Genomic DNA, 22,027 nt, shown 5'->3' on the forward strand with positions numbered 1-22,027 from the left:
GTAGGTGATAAGGATGTCAGGACGCCAAAATGCTTTTACCATTAAGACAAATCGATTGAGTGATGAAGTGTACAATAAACTGGCTACATATGCTAAATCGCGTAAGTTAGGAGATTATATCTCATCTTTAATTCTACGTGATCTAGATGATACATCTACTGGAAGAAAAGCAATGGAAGACAAGAAAACCTACGAGATGTTTGAACATATCAAGAATGAACTAGCTGATTTAAAGGCATTAGCCCAAACAACAGGTTTTGTAGGCAGCGATTCTTTCAAAGAAGAAGATCCTTCAAAGGTTACTCAACTGAAAGAAGGAAAAGTCGCAGATCTAGAGAATATATCTGGTTCATTAGACGATGATGACTTAGAAGAATATAGCGACTTTTAAACAGTAAAACCACTAGAACCCATTCTAGTGGTTTTCTTTTTGTGGTTCACTCCAAACTGTGAGGAAACAGATAGTAGCTTTTTATGATAATCAAAGTAAAATGCTTTGTATAAAAACAGCTATAAATTTTTAAATTCAACTTTTTTGGAGATTTTTTTGTCTATGTATTTTATCATTCATGTGAAAAAGCCCCTAACCAATCTAAAAGCTGAATGTGTCAGATTACATATTTCTCAAATAAAATAAAAATTCTCCTCATATAAATAGTCGTCATCTCATATGCTTGAGTATAGTTTTTTTTTGGATAGACTGATAGATAACTATAAATAAACCATTAAGTATATTTTAGATCAATCCATTATATGCTCATAAATTCTTTGATTTCTAAAAGAAAACTACATGGCCCCAACCATGTAGTTTCAAATAAAAAATCATTATTTTGCGTAAATGTGGTATAGAAGGTAAAATCCAATTACCACAAATGCTAAAAACAAACATGATTTTAAGATTTTCATTTCAGGTAGAGAAAGCACTTCGCTTATAGTGGAATTTGGATGTTCCAATGCATGTTTCCAAATTCCCCATAAGCAACTTCCCAACATTGATAAAATTAAAACAACGAAAATACTTTGAACAGTAAAGTTCTTGAGAAATTCCATACTACATTCCCCTTTCCTAGAAAGGTTGCTCTGTATCGCTAAATCAGTGATGGCATGTGCAACTTAGCTAGTATTATTTGTATACGTACACTCTATGCATCTCTGAAAACATATATGCTTACTACTGATAAATGTCTTATTCAGCAAAAAGAACCATCAGATTTACGATGGTTCTTTTTGCTGAATATTTTATTGAATATTTTATTATTTACGTTTCGTCATTTGCATTTGAAAATTTGCGTTTCTTGAACGCCGGCTCTTTGGAGTTCCTGTTTAAAGGATTCTCCTTCTTTTAGTTTAATGGTACTCTTTGAACCGTCACGTAACGTGTATACTCTAAAATTGTACATGAATGTACCTCCATCCAAATAAATGCTTCCTGTACACGATTTCTTCAGGAACTAAGCCAAGCGAACATCGATGAGGTCGCTTAACCTCATTTTATTTTTCAACTTAAATATGTCATCAATGAAAATAAATACATCCCCAAGAGAATCAACAAACTGAATGAATTCTGTCTCTGTTATGCATTGGCCTCTCTTGTAATAGGTAAGGTACACTTGTTTATTTTTATGTAAGGCTTCAATTAAAGTGAAATTCATCTGTTCTATTTGCTCTTCTGTTAAAACAGGTTGAGCTACTTCTACTTGTTTATTTATAATTTCCTTTAACCCTATGTATTGCTCTGACATGGTAGCAAAAGGGCGCCATTTTTTCATTTTATCAAGATCTCCTTTTAGAAAAGCTGTTGTTTTAACGGTTTTTATCAATGTAGCCATGTTTACATCGATAATCGTTTTTCAAAATTAGATTCATATTAGTTCCTGTTGTATAGCTTTGAAATAAAGTTTGATCGAATTCACAATATAACCCTTGATATATGAGCAAAGAGAAAGAGCATGTTTTGAAAAAAGATTGATCAAAACATGCTTTGAACATATTCAATTGAATCATTCTTTTATAAAAAAGATTGTTCATTTTTTATGATTCTTATTCCATTAAAGCGTCCGATTCATGAACATGAGTTAAAACAGGGAAATTTTATCTATGACCAACACACCTCGTTGATTTCATAGTCTTCCGAGGAATCTGCTTCCCCAGTTATACACGAAAAACATCCTTGATAGGCGACCGCACTACCAATCGCCCAGATTTCCTGACCGCAGTTATGGCAAGTTGCTCCATTTTTCTTATCTTTAACTGCCTGTTTCAGATTTTCTCTTAACTGATTCGGATTTTCCCCAGGATTATTTTCGCAATGCTTATTTACATACGCTTCTATCGATATGGGTACCATTGATAATTCCTCTTTCTTATGTTCTTTTTTCTTATTCTATCGTAATTCTTTAGTTCGAAAAAGCTTTCGATAAATCGTTTCTTATCAGTCAATAAGAATGAGCGCCTGATTGTTGAATATTATCTATTGATGTTATATGATTGATCCTTAACTACTACAGTTTCGGGTACAAAACGAATGAAGACATTTTTTGAATCTTGATTTTTGAATCTAGAATCCCGGTCCTTTTCGTTTGAACCCAAATATTTTGCAAATAAACGTTTTGCTAAGTCAAAGTTAAATGGTGCTACGGTTGCTTTTCCTCTGAAACCTGCATGCAATACCTTCCCTGTAGCAGGATTAAAATAGAACGACATGTCATGGTAGCCTACAAGAACAGCCCAGATGATCCGAATCTAAAAGAGTATTGGGAAAAGCGAGACCGTAAGGTCTTTAATAGCGAAAATACTTTAGATAGGATGAAACTCGCAAGAAAACAAGGATATCGTTGCGCACTGTGTAAATGCACTCTACAAAATGGGGAAAAAGTGACGGTGCGAAGTTTAGAAGTTTCTACAGGCACAGCTGCTAAATTAGTACATGTACCATGTATTAAATAAGTTGTTCGGATAAAAAGAAGGCTTGAGCCGTATGACGGGAAATCTGTTACGTACGGTTCTTAGGGGGCGGGCGCTCGCGAGAGTGCCTGCCTACCCGACTTAACTAACTTTGTATATTGTATACATCCTAAAAAGAAAAAAACTACTGGGCTTATCAGTAGTTTTGTCTCAATTAGTAGTCGTAACCATCAGTATAGAATCCATCTCGTGGGTAGCAACGACGAACCCATCTGCATTCTTGAACCCAACGACAACGAGGAGGACGAGGATGGTGATAAGGCTGTTGATGGTATTGAGGCTGTTGTTGTCTGTAAAAAGAATCATATAGGTAAAAATGTTGTAAATCGTTAGGATTTACTTCAGGTTGATAATGGTTATACAAAGTAATCTCTCCTTTGATTTTCTCCAACACACTATATGTTCATTTAAGGATTTGATATGGACTTATAACTAGGAAAACGAGCCTGTTTTTAGGTATTTAAACTAAATTTAGCTTTAGCTCTGTATTTTTTATTAGGTTGATGCCGGTAACACTGATTATGTTAACTGACTTTGTATAACGTATTCATTTAATTCTTTTGAATTTATCTAGGGTGCAACTTGAAAGAACTCATCTATAAATTCCTTAGTTAGACCATAAATAACAACAAATACTGGCAATAAATTTATAATTAAGGCGAAAATTCTTTTAGCTAAATTTTCTTTGCTAAACATTGAAACTATGCTTAAAGGAAGGCCAAATAGAGATACAATAAATGCAAGTAATACAAAAGAACCTAGAAGAGGCTCTACGCTCTCGTATGAATTTCTTGATAATGTGTATATAGAAAGTGGCATAATAATAATCGTGGCTAATGCTGTAAAGAATGAGATTTTAGTAAACACTTTCAAGTTTTTTCTTTCCAAAAAATACACCTCCATTTACAAAAATTATATCATTAATTAATGAATACACAGCAAAAAAGGGATTAATTGAAGACCCCTTTTTTAGTACAGATAACGGTTATTATGTAAATTAGTTTTGTATATGATATTTTTTCTAAACTAATAAGTAAATTTTCACTTAAATAGTACCATGTAAATAACCACTAAAATCAATAAAACTAAAAATGTTACAAAGCCGTATCCTATAATACGTATCCCTTTAGGAACTCCTGATGTATTAATTTTAGTCGGATTTCCTGAAACCTTATTTAAATGATCTTCAACATCAGTTATGCTCTTTTTATTCTGTTCATCCATTAATTCGAAATACCTCCTAGAATTTGTTTATACTATCAATGGTAACATTTATCTTTTTATCTAAAACACCAAAGTGAAAAACTAATTCAAACTTCCTAGAAGGAACATTATGGTAACTAACTTTATATATCACATACAGTCTAAAAAATAGAAAAATCCACGGCTTGGAGTCAGTGGATTTTTACACATATATCATTTAAGGATTGATGTCTTGCCCGCATCTTGAGTAGTTTGCTCAATGTACTAAAAACTTATGTATAGAAAGAAAAAAATCCTACTACTTATTGATGTTAAACCAGCCTTTTCGTTTAAACCAAAGAATCATGCCAATTGTCATTAAAGCCATAATTCCTAGAACAATATAATATCCGTAGTGCCAGTGAAGTTCAGGCATATGATCAAAGTTCATCCCATATAACCCTACGACAAATGTAAGGGGAATGAAAATAGAGGAGATAATTGTTAATGTCATCATAATGGAGTTCATCCGATTGGCGTTAATTGAAAGGTAATTATCTCTCATGTCTGATGTCATATCCCGATTGGCTTCCACCATGCTTGTTAATTTTATCAAGTGGTCATAGATGTCATTGAAATAGGCGTTCTGTTCCACAGGTATATTTAAACGTTCCGAATTAATAATTCGATATAGCAGATCACGCATAGGAAGAATGGTTTTTCTGAGCTTTAATAAATCACTTCGGATATCAAAAACATCATTCATTAGTAAAGCAATTGATTTTTTGGCATCTCTGCTTTCAATTTCATTTAATTTATCCTCAATTTCATACACAATTGGGAAGTAATCATCCACTAATTGGTCTAGAACCGCATATGCAATATAGGACACTCCTTTATTAAATCCACTAGGATGTTGTAAAAGGCGTTGTCGTACTGTTTCAATACTGAGTACCGGTTTAAAGTGGAAGGTCACTAAATAATTTTCTCCAATAAATAAGTCTACTTCTTCAACATCTAATGTGTTGCTATTTAAATAATGAAGAACTAAAAAGCTGTAACCCTCATAATAATCAAGTTTAGGACGTTGTAATAAGTGAAGACAATCTTCGATAGCTAAAGGATGAAAGTGGAAAAACGTCTCTAACATTTTTCCTTCCTTTTCAGATGGAGAGGCCAGATCTACCCAGAACCACTTAATTGAAGGGTCAGATAAGTGATCAAGAGGCACATCTTGTTTAACGTCTAAGTCTTGTGTAATAGCTATTGTTCGAATCATGAGACAACTCCTCCCTATGATTAAAGATTCTACTATCTATCTATAGTATACTACATAAAATAAACGATTAATCCCACTGTTAACAAGATCATAAAGTCTTTCTGATATTTTTTTGTCTTCTCTTCATTTGAATCTTTATTCTTCGTAAGATATCTATCTCTTAAAATAATACAACAAAGTAGGAGAAAACTTAGAATGATGTCTAGTAGTAAGAAATGAAAGAAATTGTTTAAGTGACCCAAAGGCATATCACCTCTTTTTATTGTTCACTGTTAAGTGAAATGGAGACGGATAAGTTCCTCTTTATAATTTTATTAGGTACAAAAAGCCACAATTTTCATTTGAAGGTATTATTCTTTCGTATTCTTCTTCGCAATCATCATCATTCATATTTTTTAAATGCTCATTAGGGTACTTCAAAAAATGACACAAAACAGATCGATAATAACTTTCTTTCACCTTTATTTTTAATACCTCCTCAATTTAATTTTCCACTTTTACCCATTACGCATTAGTGGTTAATGTATTGTAAATGATTTCCTTCTACTTATTCGATTATGTATAGTATATAATGGTTAAATCTGAATTTAGGAGGAATTCACATGTTCGTTGTAAAGCCTAGATTGAATGCTTTGATGAAAGAAAGAGGTCTGACACAAATGAAATTGTCTGAAATGTCAGGAGTTCCCCAATCAAGTATTTCACGATTCGATCGAAATAATCAGCATATTGATTGGCATCTATTTAAAATCGCTAAAGCTCTAGGAGTATCATTAGAGGATTTATTTGAAATTGAAGAATGATTCTTCATCATTCCACTTTTTATGTACACTACTGCATGTAAAGCGAAAATATACAAAAGATAAAAATAATGTTAGAATCAAATCATCTAGTTGTTCAACTTTGCTGAAAAAGCAGTCAAAATATATTATTTTGGCTGCTTTTTTAGTTTGTGCTTATAAACTTATTTAAACCTGAGATCAATTAATGCTGATAGTGGCATTTCATTTCTTAATTCAAACACCTCATCAATAAAGTAAAAACATACTTTATGTATATTTATATGTTCAATACGTCCTGTTTCGGTTATACAGTGACCTTGTTTGTAATATGTAAGATAAACTTCTTTTTGGTTATGTATGGCTTCTGCGAGTGTTTGATTAATCTGCTCTACTTGATCTGCGAATAAAAGTGGCTGCTCAACTTTCAATTGATTGTCTAATACCTTGGTCAGACCTATATACCGTTCAGGCATAGACGCAAAAGCCCTCCATTTCACCATTCCTCTGTCTTTGTATTGCCCATTTCTAATGCGTTCCAGTTCTTCTTCATTCATTTTTAGCCCCTCCAATAATAAGAACACTTATTCTTATTATATACAAATAAACATTTTTATCAATAAAACAGAGACAGTCATAATGACCGTCTCTGTTTTTCTGTTTTTTCATTTTTGGTTTCCTTTCGAATTAAAAAGTACAATTTCACACCATTATACAAACAAAGCCACATAAACCCTAAACATAATAAAACCGTAGAACTGAATACAGTTAGAAATATTTTAAGTACATATAAATCCATGAAAAATTCCCCCTAATTATTTTTTGGTTATACATTTATTTAAAAGAGAAGAAAAAAAACCCTCCACCGGTAATGAAAGAACTTTATGATCCTAAGTTCAAAGTTCCATTAGATGTACCACATTTAGCAGCTTCTTTAAACAGTACAATCTTTATTTGGGGCACTAATGGTTTTATAGCAGATCTTGCAGGGTGGGCAGGCGATTTACTAACTACCGCGGAGGACTCTGTAAACGCAGGAGAGCAGTATTCTTCCACCTATGAAGCTGCTTTAGATTTCATTGGCAATAAAGAAAAAGGCCAATTTGGTCTGGCAGATTTGATTGCTGATGTTGATGCCTTAAACATTGGATATATCCTCGGAAACAGTACAAAACAATTGAATACAGCTATGAAAGAGTATTATTCACAAGGCTATAAAAAAAGATTTACTTCTTTTCTCAATAACAGATTCTCTATTCCTAATATGGAGAAGTCTAAATATGTAGCTACAGCAGCAAGGTTGCCTGTCTACTTAAAAAATAAAAAAGAACCCTTACTGCAGTAGGGGATCAGTAGATGGTGATGTAAGAGGTGCTTGGCTTTTATATGTTGAGGATTGGTCTAGTGGCTTATATTTTTCATGAAATGGACGAGAGATCTAAAGATGTCTCAAGGACTAAAGTTGAACGTAATAATAAAAAAGGAACTGACAATTGAATGTCAGTTCCTTTGTATTGTATAAATGTAGTCATTCTTCATCTTCATAAATAAATAAGCCATTTACGAAGGTCTCGAAATCAGGAGCTAATTCAAAAATAAGTGTGTCTGATCCCCATTCTAGATCCATATAAATTATAGGAGGGTTATCTTTTGTATTCCGATAATCGAATGCAACCCACCAATGTCCCTCTCCACCTAGTAGAACAATATCCTTTGGTAAATCCCATTCTTCTATATAATAGTCACTAGATAAAATGCCTTCTTTTCCTATTCCATAAATTTCAGGGAGGTTTACATGATCGGCTGCCCAATTTGTTGGAACGGAGGTAGGGTAGTCACAATATTTTAAAGAGCCTCCATTTTGCATTTTACATAACTCAATATAGGATTTTGGCAACTTCACACCCAACTTCTTTTCTGCATCGTTGACCATTTCTTCTGTTAATTTCTTTGATTGACTGTATCCATCATCCCAAATATCTCTCATTTCCCCAACCCTTTCAATCAATACCAACTAAATGCTTTTCTTCATGCCACATTCTCTACATTCACGTAAGAAAACGCCACCTTTTACGGAACTTTTGAAGTAAGCTGAGTTGCAGTTGTCGCATCTGCCACTGACCTTATCCGGAAATTCAGCATAGTCATACACGTTGTTAAGATCGATTTCTTGCTGCTCTTTCTCTTCCATGTTGATCACTCTTTTCTAATTGACTCTTATTAGATTACCACAAAAATTGAAGGTGAAATTATTTTATGTAAAACGAACATCATTTAGCTCACTTAACCTCATTTTATCTTTTAATTCGAATACTTCATCGATAAAAACAAACAAATTCCCCAGGGAATCAACAAATTGTATGAATCCTGTTTTCAGCCGTAGTAAAACAAGAATGTATTAAACAAATCGATAAGTTGTGCTATAATAGCGCTGGGAATAATACGTGAATCATTGAATGTATTCAACGTAGCAAAGAGCCACTTGTTTTATACAAGTGGCTTCTTATATTAATTATAGTTTAAATAACATGCACTAATCATTTAATCCTTATTAGAAAGCAAAGCAAGTACAACCAATACCCCATTTAGTTCCATCTTTTCCTATTACGGTATGAGTGTGTTGATGAAGAGGGTTACTGCAACTATGTTTGTGATCATGGGCATTGTGAGAAAGTATATTGTGGGCTAGGTTAGCACCACCATAACCATAAACCCCCGTCGGTGCCCAATCAGGTGATGCTGGCGGCAATTCAGGTGATAAATTTTTAAATTCATCATTTCCATAAACAACCTGCCCACCCATAATGGTGAGTAATGATTCAAGGTCTTTGATTTCTTCTTCTGGCACTGTAAAGTAGTCAGCAGACAATACAGCAATATCAGCAAACTGGCCTACTGAAAGGGATCCCTTTTTATGTTCATCGCCGGAGAACCATGCACTCCCTTTAGAATATAGTTCTAGGGCTACTTTTCTATCAAGTTTATTCTTTTCATCGTATATGGAAAGACCACCAATGGTTTTTCCTGCAACCATCCAGTAAAGAGCAACCCAAGGGTTATAGCTGGAAACCCTCGTTGCATCACTACCGGCGCCAACAGGTATACCCAAGTCTAGCATACGATGAATCGGAGGAGTACGCTTTGCAGCTTCCTTTCCATATAAATCAACAAAGTATTCACCTTGAAAAGCCATGCGGTCTTGGATGGCAATACCACCATTTAAAGCCTTAACACGTTCCATACTACGATCTGAAATGGTTTCTGCATGGTCAAACCACCAGCGTAGACCATTAAAAGGAATTTCTCTGTTGACTTCCTCAAAAACATTTAAGAAACGTGTTATTGACTCGTCATAAGTTGCATGTAAACGGAATGGCCAACGGTTTTCCACTAATAGAGAAATTACTTTCTTTAAGTCAGCTTCCATCACCGTAGCTAGGTCAGGCCGCGGCATTTGAAATTTTTCAAAATCGGCTGCCGAGAATACTAACATTTCTCCAGCACCATTCATTTTATACTTATCGCTTCCTTGACCTGGAGAAACGATTTTTGCCCATGAAGCAAAGTCTTCATATTCATGATTTGGATTTTGTGTAAATAGATTATAGGCAATACGCAAAGTTAATTGATCCTTCTCGGCTAAATGTTCAACAACTTTGTAATCATCAGGATAATTTTGGAATCCACCACCTGCGTCAATAGCACTTGTAATACCTAATCTATTTAATTCGCGCATAAAATGACGAGTTGAATTAATCTGGTCGTCAAAATTAAGTACTGGAGCTCTACCTAGACTTGAATAAAGAATAGAAGCATTAGGATTGGCAATTAAAAGCCCCGTTGGATTACCCCGTTTATCTCGTTCTATTAAACAACCCGGAGGATTTGGTGTATCTTTTGTGTATCCCAGTGCACGCAGTCCTGCACGATTTACTAGTGCTCTATCGTAAAGATGTAGTACAAAGACAGGTGTGTCTTCAGAAACAGCATTAATCTCTTCCAAGGTTGGCATCCGTCTTTCTTTAAATTGAAATTCAGACCAACCTCCAACTACTCTTACCCACTGAGGAGCAGGTGTACGTCTTGCCTGCTCTTTAAGCATTTCTAGAGCGATAGCAAGTGATGGCACGCCTTCCCAGCGCAATTCCATATTGTAATGAAGACCGCCACGAATAACGTGGATATGAGAGTCATTCAAGCCCGGAATAGCTCTCTTTCTTTTAAGGTCTATTTTTTTGGTTTTTTCTGTGGCACTATTAAGAAGCTCATCTCCACCTACTGCAGTGATTAAACCATCAGTTATAGCGATAGCCGATACCTCAGGTTGAGATGGGTCAAGAGTAGTGATTTTTCCGTTATATAAAATCATATCCGGTAAATTCATGTTCACACCTCGTCTACTTCCTATTATTCTGTAACCATGGATGAAATATTTTACCGAGAATCGGCATTACTACCCATGATAGCAAGGATACTATACATACAGAAACAAAAAAGGATGACATAATAGGATTCATATTTTTTATTATAGGTCCTATCACTATAGGAACCAACTTGCTAAGAGGCCATACACCAAGAACGGTAACAATAGACATCTTCCATTTTGGCGGTGGAACTGGCATTTTGGGAGTAACAAACCAATACGCCAAACTGCTTTCAGTTTTGTAAGTTGGATTAGTAGTTTGAAATGGTTCTGCTTTTTTTAACAAATCTTGACGAATATCTGATTCTTGCCAAGCACGTAAATGCTCATACGTATCAAAGCGAAAAACAACAGTATACTCTCTGGACCCGTTATTAGGGACTATTAGGTTTACGCCTAAATGCCCTGGAAATTTAGTAGCAGCAGCTTCAATTTCATGTCTCCAAGCTTCAAACTGTTCTTCTTTACCTTCTTGAATTACCCATGTAACAATTGTTGTTACTGGACCACCAGCATCCATCGTGTTCCCTGCATGAGTTTCTTCGACAGTTACGCTTTCTTGATTCATATTTTCCTACTTGGAGGCGCGCCATGTACCATAGTATATGCGTATTCCACGCCTTGACCATAAGCGCCAGTGTGTTCTTTTACAATTTCCATAACAGCATCATAAGTGTCTTTGCGTGCCCAGTCACGTTGATACTCAAGTAAAACTTGAATTGCTGTCACTGGAATTGCTCCAGCTTGTTCTACACGACGCATAGCAGCGTTATGTGCTGTCAAACTAGTACCACCTGAAGCATCATCAACTGCATAAACTTCATAGCCAGCTTTAATTGCTTCAAGTACAGGGAATGCAAGACAAACTTCAGTCCAAAGTGCTGCAAATATCAATTTCTTTCTACCGGTTGCCTTAACTGCCTCAACAAATTTTGAATCTTCCCAAGAATTCATTGAACTACGTTCTATAATTTCATGGTTTGGAAATATGTCGAGAATTTGTGGCCAGAAATAACCAGAAAAGCTTTGTGTTTCAACTGTAGTAAGAACAGTAGGTACGTTAAATGTTTTTGCTGATTTAGCAAGCAGCATAACATTATTCATTAATGTTTGTCTGTCAATGCTGGCAACTCCAAAAGTCATTTGAGGCTGAAAGTCAATCAAAATTAATGCACTGTTCTCCGGAGTTAACAATTCTAAATTACTCATGATAAAACACTCCCTTTTTAAAATGGTTTCATCTTAAAGGCAATTAGTAGTTTCAGCTGTAACCGTAAAATAAAAGCCTTGCTATACTTCTTATTTAAAAAGGAGCGCTGATTAAATCAGCGCCAAACTTATGCATTTTGTGTACTAAGATCTCGCTGAGCTCCTCTATAGCTGCCCATTAAGTTTTGATAACCAGGAAGATGACTAGAAATTAAATTGCCAAATCCTTCAACGTCGTTGCGCCAATCACGCTGCAGCTCGCATGCTACGCTAAACCAGTTCATAAGCTGGGCGCCACCGTGAGCCATACGCGTTAACGCTGCATCTGCCACTTGCTTATTGAATGTCCCGGAAGCATCTGTTACAACAAACACTTCGTAACCTGCTTTAATGGCAGAAAGCGCAGGAAAAGCAACGCAGACATCTGTAACTACACCCGCGATGATCAACTGTTTTTTTCCAGTGGCTTCAATTGCTTTAACAAATTCTGCGTTGTCCCATGCATTAATTTGTCCCGGACGAGCTATTTTTGGTGCATCAGGAAAGAGATCCACCAATTCCTGCATTAATGGGCCGTTAGGTCCATTCTCAAAACTCGTTGTTAAAATAACCGGTAAATCAAAGAATTTAGCCGTGTCGCCAAGAGCCAATACATTGTTCTTAAATTCATCAACACCATAGTCACGTACTAGACCAGAAATAAGGCCAGTTTGATGATCCACCAAAAGGACAGCAGCATCATCTTTTGAAAGACGAGAATAAAGATCAGACATTTTAAAATCCTCCTTAAATTAATCAAGTAAGTTTATCAATTGCAAAAGGTAAATATACCTCTTATATCTTCTATAAGCAGTCTATAATTCAAATTGTTTTTGGAATTCATTTGTAATCTACTAATATGTTAATAACATGTATAGAAAGAAAGCTATTTCTGAGGTGACTTTTAGTGAGGGTTATTATCCTTCTATTAATCTAGAACAGGAACTGGAGCATGATCAATCCAATGGATGAACTGTTGTAAATAACGTTGAAGATAACGTTTTGTTTGTTCATCCGTAAGTATTTTTTGATTGGAATCAATTTTTTCATGAACTTGTGAAATGAGCATTTTTTGAAATGGTAGAACATTGACTTGCATAGCTTCGAGTACTTCTCTAATTTGGATTTGAGCAAAGGCAGTACCAAACCCTCCAGGAGTTGCTCCAATTAAGCCAACCGGTTTTCTGTTTAAAACAGAAGAGGTCCGAGGTCTTGATGCCCAGTCCAATGCATTCTTTAACACCCCTGGAATTCCGGAGTTGTACTCTGGACTTACAATGATGACTCCGTCAACGTCTTGTATATCAGTTCTAAAGGATGTTACTGATTCTGGTGCCCCGGCAGTTTCTAAATCTTCATTAAAAAAAGGAAGACTATCTATTTCAATCCAACGAAATTGAGCCGAATTATCCAAGGTAATCAACGATTGAGCAATAGCTCGATTATACGAGTTTTTTCGTAAACTTCCACAAATAAGACCAATGGTTTTAGTCATAAAATCACCCCCCGGTTTAAAATCACTTTTATCTTAACATAATATTCTAAATATAGACACTATTTTCAAATATAGAAATAATTTCACTTGTTCTTTTTACATTGTAACTTCTCTAGAGAAGTTACAATGTAAAAAGAACCATCTCATCGAGATTCAATCTAATTCCCTGATTTCAAAAGGAATAGCTATTGGTAACACGAAAAAAGACATTTTCTCTCTTTATAATTCAACTTATTATAACCGATTAGAACAAGGTACAGATATTATTGGATATGTTGATTAAAAACTCCATGTGACACTTGAATTTTGGTTAGTAGAAGATGGAAAAGTAGCAGAAATCTGATTGGACGGCTCAGACGCATAATAACTAAAAACGTTCAAACTTTGAACGTTTTTTTAGTGTGGTTTTATAGTTTATCTATTTTTATACAGCTTATATAGCGTAGATAACATTAGCATATTTGAATAATAAGGAATACGGTTTTCTTCTTGCATAATATGGGAATTAGTAAAAAGAAAGTTTTAACAATTTTGAATAGGAGGGAATGTCATGTTTAATGATCATGAAGAAGAAATTCAGGCCTATTTAATTAAAGAGGGTTACAGTGTTAGTAAGTTTTTAAGAAAAGATGGGAATTGCTATTACTTCAGGGTCAATAATATTTGGTTAGGTGATCATATAATCAAAGTCCAAAATGGATTTCTAGGTTTTTTAAAAGAAAGGGTTAGTGGATAAAAAATGAAATACCTTATTCTCCAAAGGAAATGGCCTAAAAAGTAGGAGGAATTTTAGAAAGGAACGTGTAATTATAGGTAGTTGTTTGTTTCAACATGGATTGTAAAAGAATTTACTTAAACTAAAAGAGGTTTTAGTAAACTAACTGGAACCTCTTTTTACTCTTTTGTATTATTAATATAAAGAAAGGAAGCTGTTCTATCCGGCAGCTCTCTTTCTTATTTTCAGAGTTTATACTTCATACATTCTCCACTATCATAATCCATATTTTAAGCCTTCCAGTACCTCATGGTGAAATGTGGATCACTGTGGTTTTTCCACTAGTTGCATCTGGAAAATTTGCGTTTCTTGAATACCGGCTCTTTGGAGTTCCTGTTTAAAGGATTCGCCTTCTTTTAGTTTAATGATTCTCTTTGAACCGTCACGTAACGTGTATACTCTAAAATGATACATGAATGTACCTCCACCAAAATAAATGCTTCCTGTACACGATTTCTTCAGGAACTAAGCCAAGCGAACATCAATGAGCTCGCTTAACTTCATTTTATTCTTTAACTCAAATACGTCGTCAATGAAAATAAATAAATCCCCGAGGGAATCAACAAACTGAATGAACCCTGTCTCTGTTATAACATTGGCCTTGCTTATAATAGGTAAGGTACACTTGTGTATTTGTATGTAAGGCTTCAATTAAGGTGAAATTCATCTGTTCCATTTGCTCTTCTGTTAAAACAGGTTGAGCTACTTCTGATTGCTTATTTATTATTTCCTTTAACCCTATGTATTGCTCTGGCATTGTAGCAAAAGGACGCCATTTTTTCATTCCTCTGTTCTGCATAGTATCTCCTCCTATTATCGATAGGTAAGTCTTTGAAGTTATCTCTAACTTTTCCCCCGATCCGCACGGTACGTGCCACTTTCACGGTATACCGCGGTCCACCTATAAATATAGGCTTGTGGCTGTTCCTCCAGTTCCATTACAGAACCTTCTTGGGTCGTGCCACTACTCTCACTACTATTAAGAATACTTCCCTCGGTTGCCCGTTTCATATTCAACTATATCCGCCGATAGAGATTGCTCTCAACGTTAGTAGCTTTCGACGTTCCGTTCAGACTATCATTATTTTAAAGGTCATATGACTTCCGATTTAGGTGCTTGCTATACCACGTGCCTAGCTCCGTTGCCTATAACAACGTTAGGATTGTCACAGCTTAAATTATTCCAATCCGTTAGACAAATCTTATTTTCAGATTCCGAATCATTTCTGACCCGTCACAATATCGAGGCGTACATTCGCAAGTTCGTCAGTGTTTACACATTCTCACCATGTCGGTTGACAGCATACAATACTTTATCAGTTCCATTTGGTTTATTATTCCGAATGGCTTTCGGTTGCCCTGTAGGGCACTTCGGATAGTGATTGCATTTTTTACCCTGCTTCCAACATCACGCTACGCCTAGCGTATGCTGTCGGGAATCTCACTGGGAGAGTTTCAGGTCGTTACCCCTTCATTCCTCTCACTTGTCTGAACAGTTATCCTGTTCTTGTAGCCTTGACTTATTTCTTTAAAGAACAGTCATCGTTTGTCGCTTAAAACGTTGTAATACCAACGTTTAACTTAGACGATAACGTCTCGCGCTTAAGCTTTATGTCCACCCATAAGTCCATTTCGGTAACTTGCTGTTGAATACGGAAGGTGACTAGATGCACGTAGTACACTGTTTTTGCCATAACGTAGCCAAATGACATCAATCGTTTTGGCAAGAGCATAGGCTCTTTCACGTTGATTGATGTCATCAAATAAGCTCATTTGCTCCTCTTCTTGAATGCTTGTGTTGGATAATGAAATGCCAATGGAGCGAATTGGCATCCCACTATCATAGGTATGTAAAATGGTTAAACAATATGGAAAGATATCTTGGCTTAAGTTCGAAGCTCTCCCCATTCTCTTTTGTCTGGAAAAGCCTCCACCTGCTTGTTTGCTGTAGCCAATGGATAAATGGATAGTTTGAGCCACCACTTGATGCATGCGTAAGCGAAAACACACATCGTCCAAGAGTTCCAACAGCAATAATTCCACTTCTTTTCGGCTTGTATAATCTCGAAAGAGAATCTGACTTTTCCCAAAGGAACGGGAACTAGGGATATACACATCAGAAATGCGACTAAAATCAATGCCATTCGCATGTTGGTGCAACTCTTCGCCTAGGATGCCTAATTCTTTTTGTAACATCTCTTTTGAAGAAAGAGCGAGTTCTTTTATGGAGTGAATGCCTAAACGATTCAAGCGCCTTTCCGTAGCAGACGAGATCCCCCAGAAATCCTTCATGGGATGAATGGACCACAACTTAAAGGGAATATCCTCATATCGCCAATACGCCACCCCTGTTGGGCTATTCTTGGGCTCATGATCTAAGCTCACATTCGCCAGTAAAAGATTCGGACTGATGCCTGCGGTAGCTGTCAGACGTGTTTTGCGATAAATCTCGTTGATGATTTTATGAGCTAATTCTTCTGGTGTGCGAGCGAATAAATGCAAAGAAGCTGTGGCATCAATAAACACCTCATCAATGCTATACGCATGAAAGTCTTCAGGAGAAACATACTGTAACACCAAACTAGAAATATAGTTTGAAGCCTTGATATATCTCTCCATGGATGGATTCACGACATGGATATCTTTCCTTTTAGGAATGTCGAAAAGACGACTTCCTGTTTTGATCCCTTCTTTCTTTAATAAGGGTGTAGCAGCTAATACTACAGATCCCGACCGTTTGATATCTCCTACAACAGCAAGCCTTGTTTTTAATGGATCTAATCGCCTAATCACACAGGAAACTGAAGCAAAAAAAGCTTTCATGTCTATGCAAATAATGACTCTGTTTGGTAGCTGCCCATAATCCATTGGAATAACTCCTCAATAAAGAACGTTTGTTCTTTATTATATACGAACAAACGTTCTTTGTTCAATGGAATATCATTCCTTTCCCCGATTATTGCTATTGCTTATATTTCATCTTTCTACATTTTATAATTTAGGTGTCATTTACATAGTCACACGTACCACGTTTCAAATAGAAAACTACTGGGTACATATTATACATAACAAAGGTGGAATTAAATGTAAAACTAGTATAAGTTTAATTAAAATTTAAGGAGATGGAAGAATGGGAACACAAAAACGAGTTGCGGGAACTTTTCATTCGGAGCAAGAAGCGATACATGCAATTAAGGGGTTAAAACGTCAGGGATATCGTGAAACAGATATATTGGTAGTCGCAAAGGATAGAAGTAACACTCTACAGTTAGGGGCCGAAACAAATGTAATGATAGAAGCTGGAACGCCAGCTGTAAGTTCATTGGCAGGTGTGATGATGGATGGCTTTCTTACCATGATGACAGGTGGAATGGCTACTACTACACAAGCTGGTGGTCTAACTTCAAAACTTGTTAGAATGGGCATACAAAGTTTTACTGCAAAACAGTGTGAAATGGATGTAAAGGAAGGGAAAATTCTTGTCCTAATTGATGTGGATGAAACTCAAACAATTCCTTCGTATACTACGGTTAGGGAGGTTCCATACGAGACAGAGGAGAATAGGTCAGTGCAACTTCGCGAAGAACAACTCGACGTAAGGAAAGAACGTGTTCAGACTGGGGAAGTACAACTTCGTAAGGAAATCGTAGAAGAACTACGAACTATCCAGGTTCCGGTTATGCGTGAGGAAGTCTACGTAGAACGTCGCCCGGTCATAGACGGTCAGTATGATGGTAGCCCATTGACAGAGAACGAGATCATTCGTATTCCTATTATGGAGGAACGAATTGAAGTAACCAAGAGACCTGTGGTTGTGGAAGAAGTGATCATTGGTAAGCGTAAAATTCAAGAGATTAAAGAGATGAAGGATACTGTCCGAAAGGAAGAAGCGCGAATTGAACAGTCAGAACTTCCCGTGGTTCCTGAACTTGCTGACTCTGAAATCTATCAAAACATGGATAATCACGTAGATCAAAGTTATCAAGAAGTTGCTGCTGTAATTGCTTCTGATGCTCCAAAAGAGGAAAAAGTTAAACTTTCAACCAACCAGAAACAAGAAGCTCAACTTAAAGTGACAACTTCTCCTGTCATCAAAGAGATTGAAGAGGTTACAGCCTCAATAAACAATCAGAAACCAGAAAGTCAAGTTGAAGATACGGATATTACTACTTCTGAAAAAGGGAAAAATAATGAGAAATCAACAAACAAGCAAAAGAAATAAGTAAGTCTCCTCTACAGTTTATAATAGAGGGAATAATTGAGAAGATTTAAGGAAGAGCTGCCTAGCTGTATTGGCAGCTTTTTTATTTCCCTTTAAATTAACATAAGTAATGTTCCTAAAATCAAAAAAGAACCAAAATAACTCATTAAAATGAGCATAAACAGGTAATAAAATAAAAGAAATGACTTTCATTACTGGGGGTCATTTCTTTTATTCCTAAAAGTCCTGGAGATTATATCAAATTCCAACAGGTATTCTCACTAAATTCTAGAAATATTACTTATCAAAATGACGTATAAATATTTCCAATTATGATAAAAGAAGGTGATTAAATGGAACGAAAGAAGTTTATTGAACACATTGATAAGTTAATAGAACAATCTGATGCTTGGAGAAAGGATGCGGAGAAAAGAGAAGACTGGAACAGTGCATGTTTTTACCAAGGCGAGGTCAAAGCTTATGAGAGAGTAAAGAGATTGGTTAATCAGCAGTTACATGCATAAATAAAAATTACAACCCTAACTCAGAAATGAGTAGGGTTGTAATTTTTATTTTTCTAGTTTCCATAAGTTTGATTATAGGAAGTAGAACTTTCAATCTATTACTTTGTTAAAAATGTTCGTAAAACTAAATGTGTTTTAAAGAACGTTCGTAAACTGTTTTTAGATTTAAACGAACGTCGAGAATGATAAATTTTTTATACAAACTCACCGTCCGTAAAAGTATACTTTTGCGGACTTTTATTTGATTTTAGTCCAATACTTTAACATATACAGTCTCTTTCTAATTAGTTAATTTTTTAGCTACTTATAAGAATTTTTCATGCTGTCCCTAATATCGCTATAAAAACAGAATATTCAATTATTTTAATTTATTTTGTAAGCGATTACATATATAATGAAAATAAGGTTGGATAGCAAGCTTGGCTATCATTGTATATGGCGTAGGCGCGGCCAGTACAAGATGAAAATAGCTTATCATATAAAATATTTTGTTAATTTGTATGTATAAGAGATTGCTAGTTGGACAATAATAAAAAATAGGAACTTGCATAAAGGAGGTCAAACTATTGAGCGAATATAAACAAGTTTTCTCTACATTTATTAATGAAGAACGATTTGATTTACATTCATACCTTACTTATTTATTTATCAATGAATGTCAGGAAGATGTAGTAAATCAGTTAGAACAGAAACATGTAAACCAATAAATTTATAAATAGGAAAAAGGAAAGGGTAAATAATAATGAATGGAAAAATCGTGTAGGTGACTTTATCTTTCTGAGCAGAAGGAATAGGTCGCCTATTGGTATTTCTACTTAAGTATTTAATACACTAAATTCAATGTTAAATCTTTTTAAAGATTAAAGGGCTTATAACGGAAGTACTTTATTATTTACTTAAGTTAACGAGGCAGGTTAGTTTAATATTTGGACAATTTATTTTTCTGGGGTTTTCTTGAAAATGGATGGTTCTTTTTTAACGTGAAATTGCTCTTTTAAAAAGCCCCTTAAATTTCTCTCTATCTTCGGGTGTAAATGGTTTTGGCCCCTTTGTACGCTTTCCGCTTTTTCGAGCCATTGCACTCAGATAACGTGTTTGTAATAATTGGTCAATGTTTTCATTTGTATAGCTAGACCCATTATGGTGAAGTACCGCACACCCTTTTGCTAAACCTAGCGAAGCAAGACCATAATCTTGCGTAACGATTATATCTCCTTTTTCTACTAACCCCATAATCCGATAATCCGCAGCATCTGCTCCAGAATCAACATAAATGGTTTCCACTCCTGATGGTTGTTCCACATTAGAAAAATGAGAAAAGCTAGTAACAAGGATAACAGGAATTTCAGCATTCGTACCTTCAGAGATAATGATATCTTTTACCGGACAAGCATCTGCATCAACATAAATTTTCATCTTTACCTCTCCCCGTAAATAAGTTTGAGTTGATGATAATGGAAGATTTAGCCTTTGTCAAACGATAAAGATAGTTTACCTAAAATTATTAAAAAACAGTTGTTGTATTAAAGCGCGCGTTTGATGCTCTCTTTTTTAAAAGGAGAAGCTAATTTGATCTCACGTAACCTTCTAAAGTATGAAAAAGATGTTATTATCACTTATGAAACCCATAATAATAATGATGTGGTTTCTATTTATTGGGAGTGTGATGATATTTGTTTTTAATTCATTTATGTGAACCTTGTAACGTTGAGGAAATAACAACTCAAATAGATCCTAAATATAAATGCCCTAAGTGTGGGCTATTGACTGAAGATAGATGGATTGATGAAGAAAAGGAGTATGAATCGTGAGTTTTAAGAGGGAGAATTAAATACTTTATACATATAAAATATACGTAACTAAGCGTCCTGAAAGGAGTTATTTAATGAACCTTCCTAATGGGGTAACTGGTTTTTATAGTTCAATAGATAATAAACCGAATGAAATAGATGAGAAACAATTTAAATATATATGCTTCAATTTGGTTAGAAAAAATCAGGGAAGAATATTAGACATTGATGAATCAAATTTAGCAACCAATTTTTTAAAGGTAAAAATGAATATTTGTAACCGAGAGATGTATGTGTTACTTAATGCATATTATCCTTTTCTAGCTTTTGCTTCTACTGTTGAATTTCAACATCTCAATTTTATTGATGATCCTGTCTTATCAAAGGATTTTATGCCATTCTATAAAGTTTTAAGTAAAGAAGAACTTAATGAACCTTTAGATATCAGAAAAAGCAAAGGGAAGGTAAGCTTAGAAAATAAAAACAAGCTGAGCAGCAGCGAGTTAGAGCAAATCCTTTTTTGGAAACCAAAGAAAGTTGGGGAAGTTATATTTAATTTTTGGGATTGATCTTATAAAATAAAGTTCCCTTATTAAAAATAATTTCCGATAAACTTGATTATGTTAACTGGCTTGGTATACCGTATACATCTGAAATAAATAAAAGATTCCTTAAAAAGTAAAACAATTCTTTTCACTAAACGTCTTATTTATAGCAGTAAGGCTTGGAGGGATTGTTTTGTCACATAAGGATAAACAGAAGGTTTGGGTAAAGTTTATTATTTTTACATTAGTCGTAGGGGGAATTGTCGCAGTTTTCTCTGTTATGTCTGATCATTTGCCACTTGTAACGAGTATGACCATTCCTGAATTAATGGTTTCCTATGTAGCTATCATGCTTAATTCTTTACCAGGTTGGTTTATAATGGCGATGGTTGTTGGATATGTATTTGGAACCCGAACAAGGCAAGCAGCATATTTTGGAAGCCTTTATATTGTCAGTTCCATTACCATGTATTTTGTAATTGGTCATTTTTATAATGATCAACCAGACAGTGTAGTATGGGGTTTAAAAGACATACTATATACCTTCATTACATGGTACGGTGCATCCGTTGTAGGCGGTATTATAGGAGGAATCGTTGGGTTTTTGTTCACCAAAAAACCTTTTGTATTAGTAACGCTACCAGCAGGTTTGCTGCTTCAGCTATTCTTAAATGGTACTAGGGGTTGGAGTGATATTTTGGGCATGGCTCAAAGTGTTACTTACTGTTTAATAATTATTAGTGTTTTTATCTATTTCTTTAGATTAAAGACAATCAAAAACAAAAAGGTTAAGCAAAATGCTTAACCTTTTTGTTTTCAACT

26 protein-coding genes are annotated in these 22,027 nt (G+C 35.2%); 9 read left to right on the forward strand and 17 right to left on the reverse strand.

Features of this window, described 5'->3' with window-relative positions:
* Positions 1-13: 13 nt before the first annotated feature.
* Entirely contained in the window at positions 14-391 is a 378-nt protein-coding gene (locus tag Q5794_RS30140; RefSeq protein ID WP_374989550.1) for a hypothetical protein, read from the forward strand.
* A gap of 1,060 nt (positions 392-1,451) precedes the next feature.
* Here the strand turns inward: Q5794_RS30140 and Q5794_RS30145 are convergent.
* From Q5794_RS30145 to corA, 5 genes are all read right to left on the reverse strand, one after another.
* Complete coding sequence (locus Q5794_RS30145) at positions 1,452-1,769, reverse strand: YolD-like family protein (RefSeq protein ID WP_374989551.1); 318 nt, start codon at positions 1,767-1,769, stop codon at positions 1,452-1,454.
* Between the two features lie 326 nt (positions 1,770-2,095).
* Entirely contained in the window at positions 2,096-2,347 is a 252-nt protein-coding gene (locus Q5794_RS30150; RefSeq protein WP_374989552.1) for a hypothetical protein, read from the reverse strand.
* A gap of 1,187 nt (positions 2,348-3,534) precedes the next feature.
* Positions 3,535-3,852, reverse strand: coding sequence for a 2-acyl-glycerophospho-ethanolamine acyltransferase (locus Q5794_RS30155; protein ID WP_374989553.1), 318 nt, complete (start codon positions 3,850-3,852; stop codon positions 3,535-3,537).
* Between the two features lie 153 nt (positions 3,853-4,005).
* Complete coding sequence (locus tag Q5794_RS30160; protein ID WP_374989554.1) at positions 4,006-4,188, reverse strand: hypothetical protein; 183 nt, start codon at positions 4,186-4,188, stop codon at positions 4,006-4,008.
* Positions 4,189-4,465: 277 nt separating this feature from the next.
* Entirely contained in the window at positions 4,466-5,425 is a 960-nt protein-coding gene (gene corA, locus Q5794_RS30165; protein ID WP_374989555.1) for a magnesium/cobalt transporter CorA, read from the reverse strand.
* Positions 5,426-6,027: 602 nt separating this feature from the next.
* Here corA and Q5794_RS30170 point away from each other — a divergent pair.
* Positions 6,028-6,228: a helix-turn-helix domain-containing protein gene (locus tag Q5794_RS30170; protein ID WP_098399970.1), complete on the forward strand. Its 201-nt coding sequence runs from the start codon at positions 6,028-6,030 to the stop codon at positions 6,226-6,228.
* Positions 6,229-6,389: 161 nt separating this feature from the next.
* On the opposite strand, the gene Q5794_RS30175 is transcribed toward Q5794_RS30170, so the two are convergent.
* The gene (locus Q5794_RS30175) at positions 6,390-6,761 is read right to left on the reverse strand and encodes a YolD-like family protein (RefSeq protein ID WP_374989556.1); all 372 of its coding nucleotides are present in this window, start codon (positions 6,759-6,761) and stop codon (positions 6,390-6,392) included.
* A 314-nt stretch (positions 6,762-7,075) separates the two neighbouring features.
* On the opposite strand from Q5794_RS30175, the gene Q5794_RS30180 reads away from it, so the two are divergent.
* Complete coding sequence (locus Q5794_RS30180) at positions 7,076-7,549, forward strand: hypothetical protein (RefSeq protein ID WP_374989557.1); 474 nt, start codon at positions 7,076-7,078, stop codon at positions 7,547-7,549.
* Positions 7,550-7,732: 183 nt separating this feature from the next.
* On the opposite strand, the gene Q5794_RS30185 is transcribed toward Q5794_RS30180, so the two are convergent.
* The 7 genes from Q5794_RS30185 to Q5794_RS30215 form a co-directional block, all read right to left on the reverse strand.
* Positions 7,733-8,191: an SMI1/KNR4 family protein gene (locus Q5794_RS30185; RefSeq protein ID WP_374989558.1), complete on the reverse strand. Its 459-nt coding sequence runs from the start codon at positions 8,189-8,191 to the stop codon at positions 7,733-7,735.
* Positions 8,192-8,218: 27 nt separating this feature from the next.
* Positions 8,219-8,395 (reverse strand): hypothetical protein, encoded by a 177-nt coding sequence (locus Q5794_RS30190; RefSeq protein WP_374989559.1) that lies wholly within the window; start codon positions 8,393-8,395, stop codon positions 8,219-8,221.
* Between the two features lie 360 nt (positions 8,396-8,755).
* Complete coding sequence (locus tag Q5794_RS30195; RefSeq protein ID WP_374989560.1) at positions 8,756-10,588, reverse strand: amidohydrolase; 1,833 nt, start codon at positions 10,586-10,588, stop codon at positions 8,756-8,758.
* A 13-nt stretch (positions 10,589-10,601) separates the two neighbouring features.
* Complete coding sequence (locus tag Q5794_RS30200; protein ID WP_374989561.1) at positions 10,602-11,195, reverse strand: antibiotic biosynthesis monooxygenase; 594 nt, start codon at positions 11,193-11,195, stop codon at positions 10,602-10,604.
* On the reverse strand, positions 11,192-11,836 hold the full coding sequence (locus tag Q5794_RS30205) for a hydrolase (RefSeq protein WP_176586117.1): 645 nt from the start codon (positions 11,834-11,836) through the stop codon (positions 11,192-11,194). The genes Q5794_RS30200 and Q5794_RS30205 overlap by 4 nt, the downstream gene beginning before the upstream one ends.
* A 128-nt stretch (positions 11,837-11,964) precedes the next feature.
* Entirely contained in the window at positions 11,965-12,609 is a 645-nt protein-coding gene (gene ycaC, locus Q5794_RS30210; protein WP_374989562.1) for an isochorismate family cysteine hydrolase YcaC, read from the reverse strand.
* Positions 12,610-12,803: 194 nt separating this feature from the next.
* Positions 12,804-13,370: an NADPH-dependent FMN reductase gene (locus Q5794_RS30215; RefSeq protein ID WP_374989563.1), complete on the reverse strand. Its 567-nt coding sequence runs from the start codon at positions 13,368-13,370 to the stop codon at positions 12,804-12,806.
* 550 nt (positions 13,371-13,920) lie between these two features.
* Here Q5794_RS30215 and Q5794_RS30220 point away from each other — a divergent pair.
* A complete protein-coding gene (locus Q5794_RS30220; RefSeq protein ID WP_192998268.1) occupies positions 13,921-14,106 on the forward strand; it encodes a hypothetical protein in 186 nt (61 codons plus the stop codon).
* 303 nt (positions 14,107-14,409) lie between these two features.
* Here Q5794_RS30220 and Q5794_RS30225 read toward each other — a convergent pair whose 3' ends face one another.
* The 3 genes from Q5794_RS30225 to Q5794_RS30235 all read right to left on the reverse strand — a co-directional run bounded on the left by Q5794_RS30225 (position 14,410) and on the right by Q5794_RS30235 (position 17,013).
* Positions 14,410-14,559, reverse strand: coding sequence for a hypothetical protein (locus Q5794_RS30225; protein WP_374989564.1), 150 nt, complete (start codon positions 14,557-14,559; stop codon positions 14,410-14,412).
* 145 nt (positions 14,560-14,704) lie between these two features.
* Complete coding sequence (locus tag Q5794_RS30230; RefSeq protein ID WP_374989565.1) at positions 14,705-14,944, reverse strand: YolD-like family protein; 240 nt, start codon at positions 14,942-14,944, stop codon at positions 14,705-14,707.
* Positions 14,945-15,747: 803 nt separating this feature from the next.
* The gene (locus Q5794_RS30235; RefSeq protein WP_374989566.1) at positions 15,748-17,013 is read right to left on the reverse strand and encodes a damage repair protein; all 1,266 of its coding nucleotides are present in this window, start codon (positions 17,011-17,013) and stop codon (positions 15,748-15,750) included.
* Positions 17,014-17,275: 262 nt separating this feature from the next.
* Between Q5794_RS30235 and Q5794_RS30240 the strand changes: the two genes are divergently transcribed.
* The 3 genes from Q5794_RS30240 to Q5794_RS30250 all read left to right on the forward strand — a co-directional run bounded on the left by Q5794_RS30240 (position 17,276) and on the right by Q5794_RS30250 (position 19,577).
* Complete coding sequence (locus tag Q5794_RS30240) at positions 17,276-18,367, forward strand: YsnF/AvaK domain-containing protein (RefSeq protein ID WP_374989567.1); 1,092 nt, start codon at positions 17,276-17,278, stop codon at positions 18,365-18,367.
* 332 nt (positions 18,368-18,699) lie between these two features.
* Positions 18,700-18,870, forward strand: coding sequence for a hypothetical protein (locus Q5794_RS30245; RefSeq protein WP_164798540.1), 171 nt, complete (start codon positions 18,700-18,702; stop codon positions 18,868-18,870).
* 566 nt (positions 18,871-19,436) lie between these two features.
* A complete protein-coding gene (locus tag Q5794_RS30250) occupies positions 19,437-19,577 on the forward strand; it encodes a hypothetical protein (RefSeq protein ID WP_179866295.1) in 141 nt (46 codons plus the stop codon).
* A gap of 268 nt (positions 19,578-19,845) precedes the next feature.
* On the opposite strand, the gene Q5794_RS30255 is transcribed toward Q5794_RS30250, so the two are convergent.
* Positions 19,846-20,286, reverse strand: coding sequence for a YaiI/YqxD family protein (locus Q5794_RS30255; protein ID WP_214987405.1), 441 nt, complete (start codon positions 20,284-20,286; stop codon positions 19,846-19,848).
* 469 nt (positions 20,287-20,755) lie between these two features.
* On the opposite strand from Q5794_RS30255, the gene Q5794_RS30260 reads away from it, so the two are divergent.
* A complete protein-coding gene (locus tag Q5794_RS30260) occupies positions 20,756-21,229 on the forward strand; it encodes a hypothetical protein (RefSeq protein ID WP_214987404.1) in 474 nt (157 codons plus the stop codon).
* A gap of 169 nt (positions 21,230-21,398) precedes the next feature.
* A complete protein-coding gene (locus tag Q5794_RS30265; protein ID WP_214987403.1) occupies positions 21,399-22,010 on the forward strand; it encodes a hypothetical protein in 612 nt (203 codons plus the stop codon).
* Positions 22,011-22,027: the final 17 nt, after the last annotated feature.

This window comes from Priestia megaterium, assembly GCF_041941685.1.
GTDB classification, from domain to species: Bacteria; Bacillota; Bacilli; order Bacillales; family Bacillaceae_H; genus Priestia; species Priestia megaterium_C.

What these genes read in the sequence shown, in the direction of transcription:
- Q5794_RS30140 (WP_374989550.1), top strand. Translation starts at nt 14, where the DNA reads ATGTCAGGACGCCAAAATGCTTTTACCATTAAGACAAATCGATTGAGT.
- Q5794_RS30145 (WP_374989551.1), bottom strand. Translation starts at nt 1,769, where the DNA reads ATGAAAAAATGGCGCCCTTTTGCTACCATGTCAGAGCAATACATAGGG.
- Q5794_RS30150 (WP_374989552.1), bottom strand. Translation starts at nt 2,347, where the DNA reads ATGGTACCCATATCGATAGAAGCGTATGTAAATAAGCATTGCGAAAAT.
- Q5794_RS30160 (WP_374989554.1), bottom strand. Translation starts at nt 4,188, where the DNA reads ATGGATGAACAGAATAAAAAGAGCATAACTGATGTTGAAGATCATTTA.
- corA (WP_374989555.1), bottom strand. Translation starts at nt 5,425, where the DNA reads ATGATTCGAACAATAGCTATTACACAAGACTTAGACGTTAAACAAGAT.
- Q5794_RS30170 (WP_098399970.1), top strand. Translation starts at nt 6,028, where the DNA reads ATGTTCGTTGTAAAGCCTAGATTGAATGCTTTGATGAAAGAAAGAGGT.
- Q5794_RS30175 (WP_374989556.1), bottom strand. Translation starts at nt 6,761, where the DNA reads ATGAATGAAGAAGAACTGGAACGCATTAGAAATGGGCAATACAAAGAC.
- Q5794_RS30180 (WP_374989557.1), top strand. Translation starts at nt 7,076, where the DNA reads ATGAAAGAACTTTATGATCCTAAGTTCAAAGTTCCATTAGATGTACCA.
- Q5794_RS30185 (WP_374989558.1), bottom strand. Translation starts at nt 8,191, where the DNA reads ATGAGAGATATTTGGGATGATGGATACAGTCAATCAAAGAAATTAACA.
- Q5794_RS30190 (WP_374989559.1), bottom strand. Translation starts at nt 8,395, where the DNA reads ATGGAAGAGAAAGAGCAGCAAGAAATCGATCTTAACAACGTGTATGAC.
- Q5794_RS30195 (WP_374989560.1), bottom strand. Translation starts at nt 10,588, where the DNA reads ATGAATTTACCGGATATGATTTTATATAACGGAAAAATCACTACTCTT.
- Q5794_RS30200 (WP_374989561.1), bottom strand. Translation starts at nt 11,195, where the DNA reads ATGAATCAAGAAAGCGTAACTGTCGAAGAAACTCATGCAGGGAACACG.
- Q5794_RS30205 (WP_176586117.1), bottom strand. Translation starts at nt 11,836, where the DNA reads ATGAGTAATTTAGAATTGTTAACTCCGGAGAACAGTGCATTAATTTTG.
- ycaC (WP_374989562.1), bottom strand. Translation starts at nt 12,609, where the DNA reads ATGTCTGATCTTTATTCTCGTCTTTCAAAAGATGATGCTGCTGTCCTT.
- Q5794_RS30215 (WP_374989563.1), bottom strand. Translation starts at nt 13,370, where the DNA reads ATGACTAAAACCATTGGTCTTATTTGTGGAAGTTTACGAAAAAACTCG.
- Q5794_RS30220 (WP_192998268.1), top strand. Translation starts at nt 13,921, where the DNA reads ATGTTTAATGATCATGAAGAAGAAATTCAGGCCTATTTAATTAAAGAG.
- Q5794_RS30225 (WP_374989564.1), bottom strand. Translation starts at nt 14,559, where the DNA reads ATGTATCATTTTAGAGTATACACGTTACGTGACGGTTCAAAGAGAATC.
- Q5794_RS30230 (WP_374989565.1), bottom strand. Translation starts at nt 14,944, where the DNA reads ATGCAGAACAGAGGAATGAAAAAATGGCGTCCTTTTGCTACAATGCCA.
- Q5794_RS30235 (WP_374989566.1), bottom strand. Translation starts at nt 17,013, where the DNA reads ATGGATTATGGGCAGCTACCAAACAGAGTCATTATTTGCATAGACATG.
- Q5794_RS30240 (WP_374989567.1), top strand. Translation starts at nt 17,276, where the DNA reads ATGGGAACACAAAAACGAGTTGCGGGAACTTTTCATTCGGAGCAAGAA.
- Q5794_RS30245 (WP_164798540.1), top strand. Translation starts at nt 18,700, where the DNA reads ATGGAACGAAAGAAGTTTATTGAACACATTGATAAGTTAATAGAACAA.
- Q5794_RS30255 (WP_214987405.1), bottom strand. Translation starts at nt 20,286, where the DNA reads ATGAAAATTTATGTTGATGCAGATGCTTGTCCGGTAAAAGATATCATT.
- Q5794_RS30260 (WP_214987404.1), top strand. Translation starts at nt 20,756, where the DNA reads ATGAACCTTCCTAATGGGGTAACTGGTTTTTATAGTTCAATAGATAAT.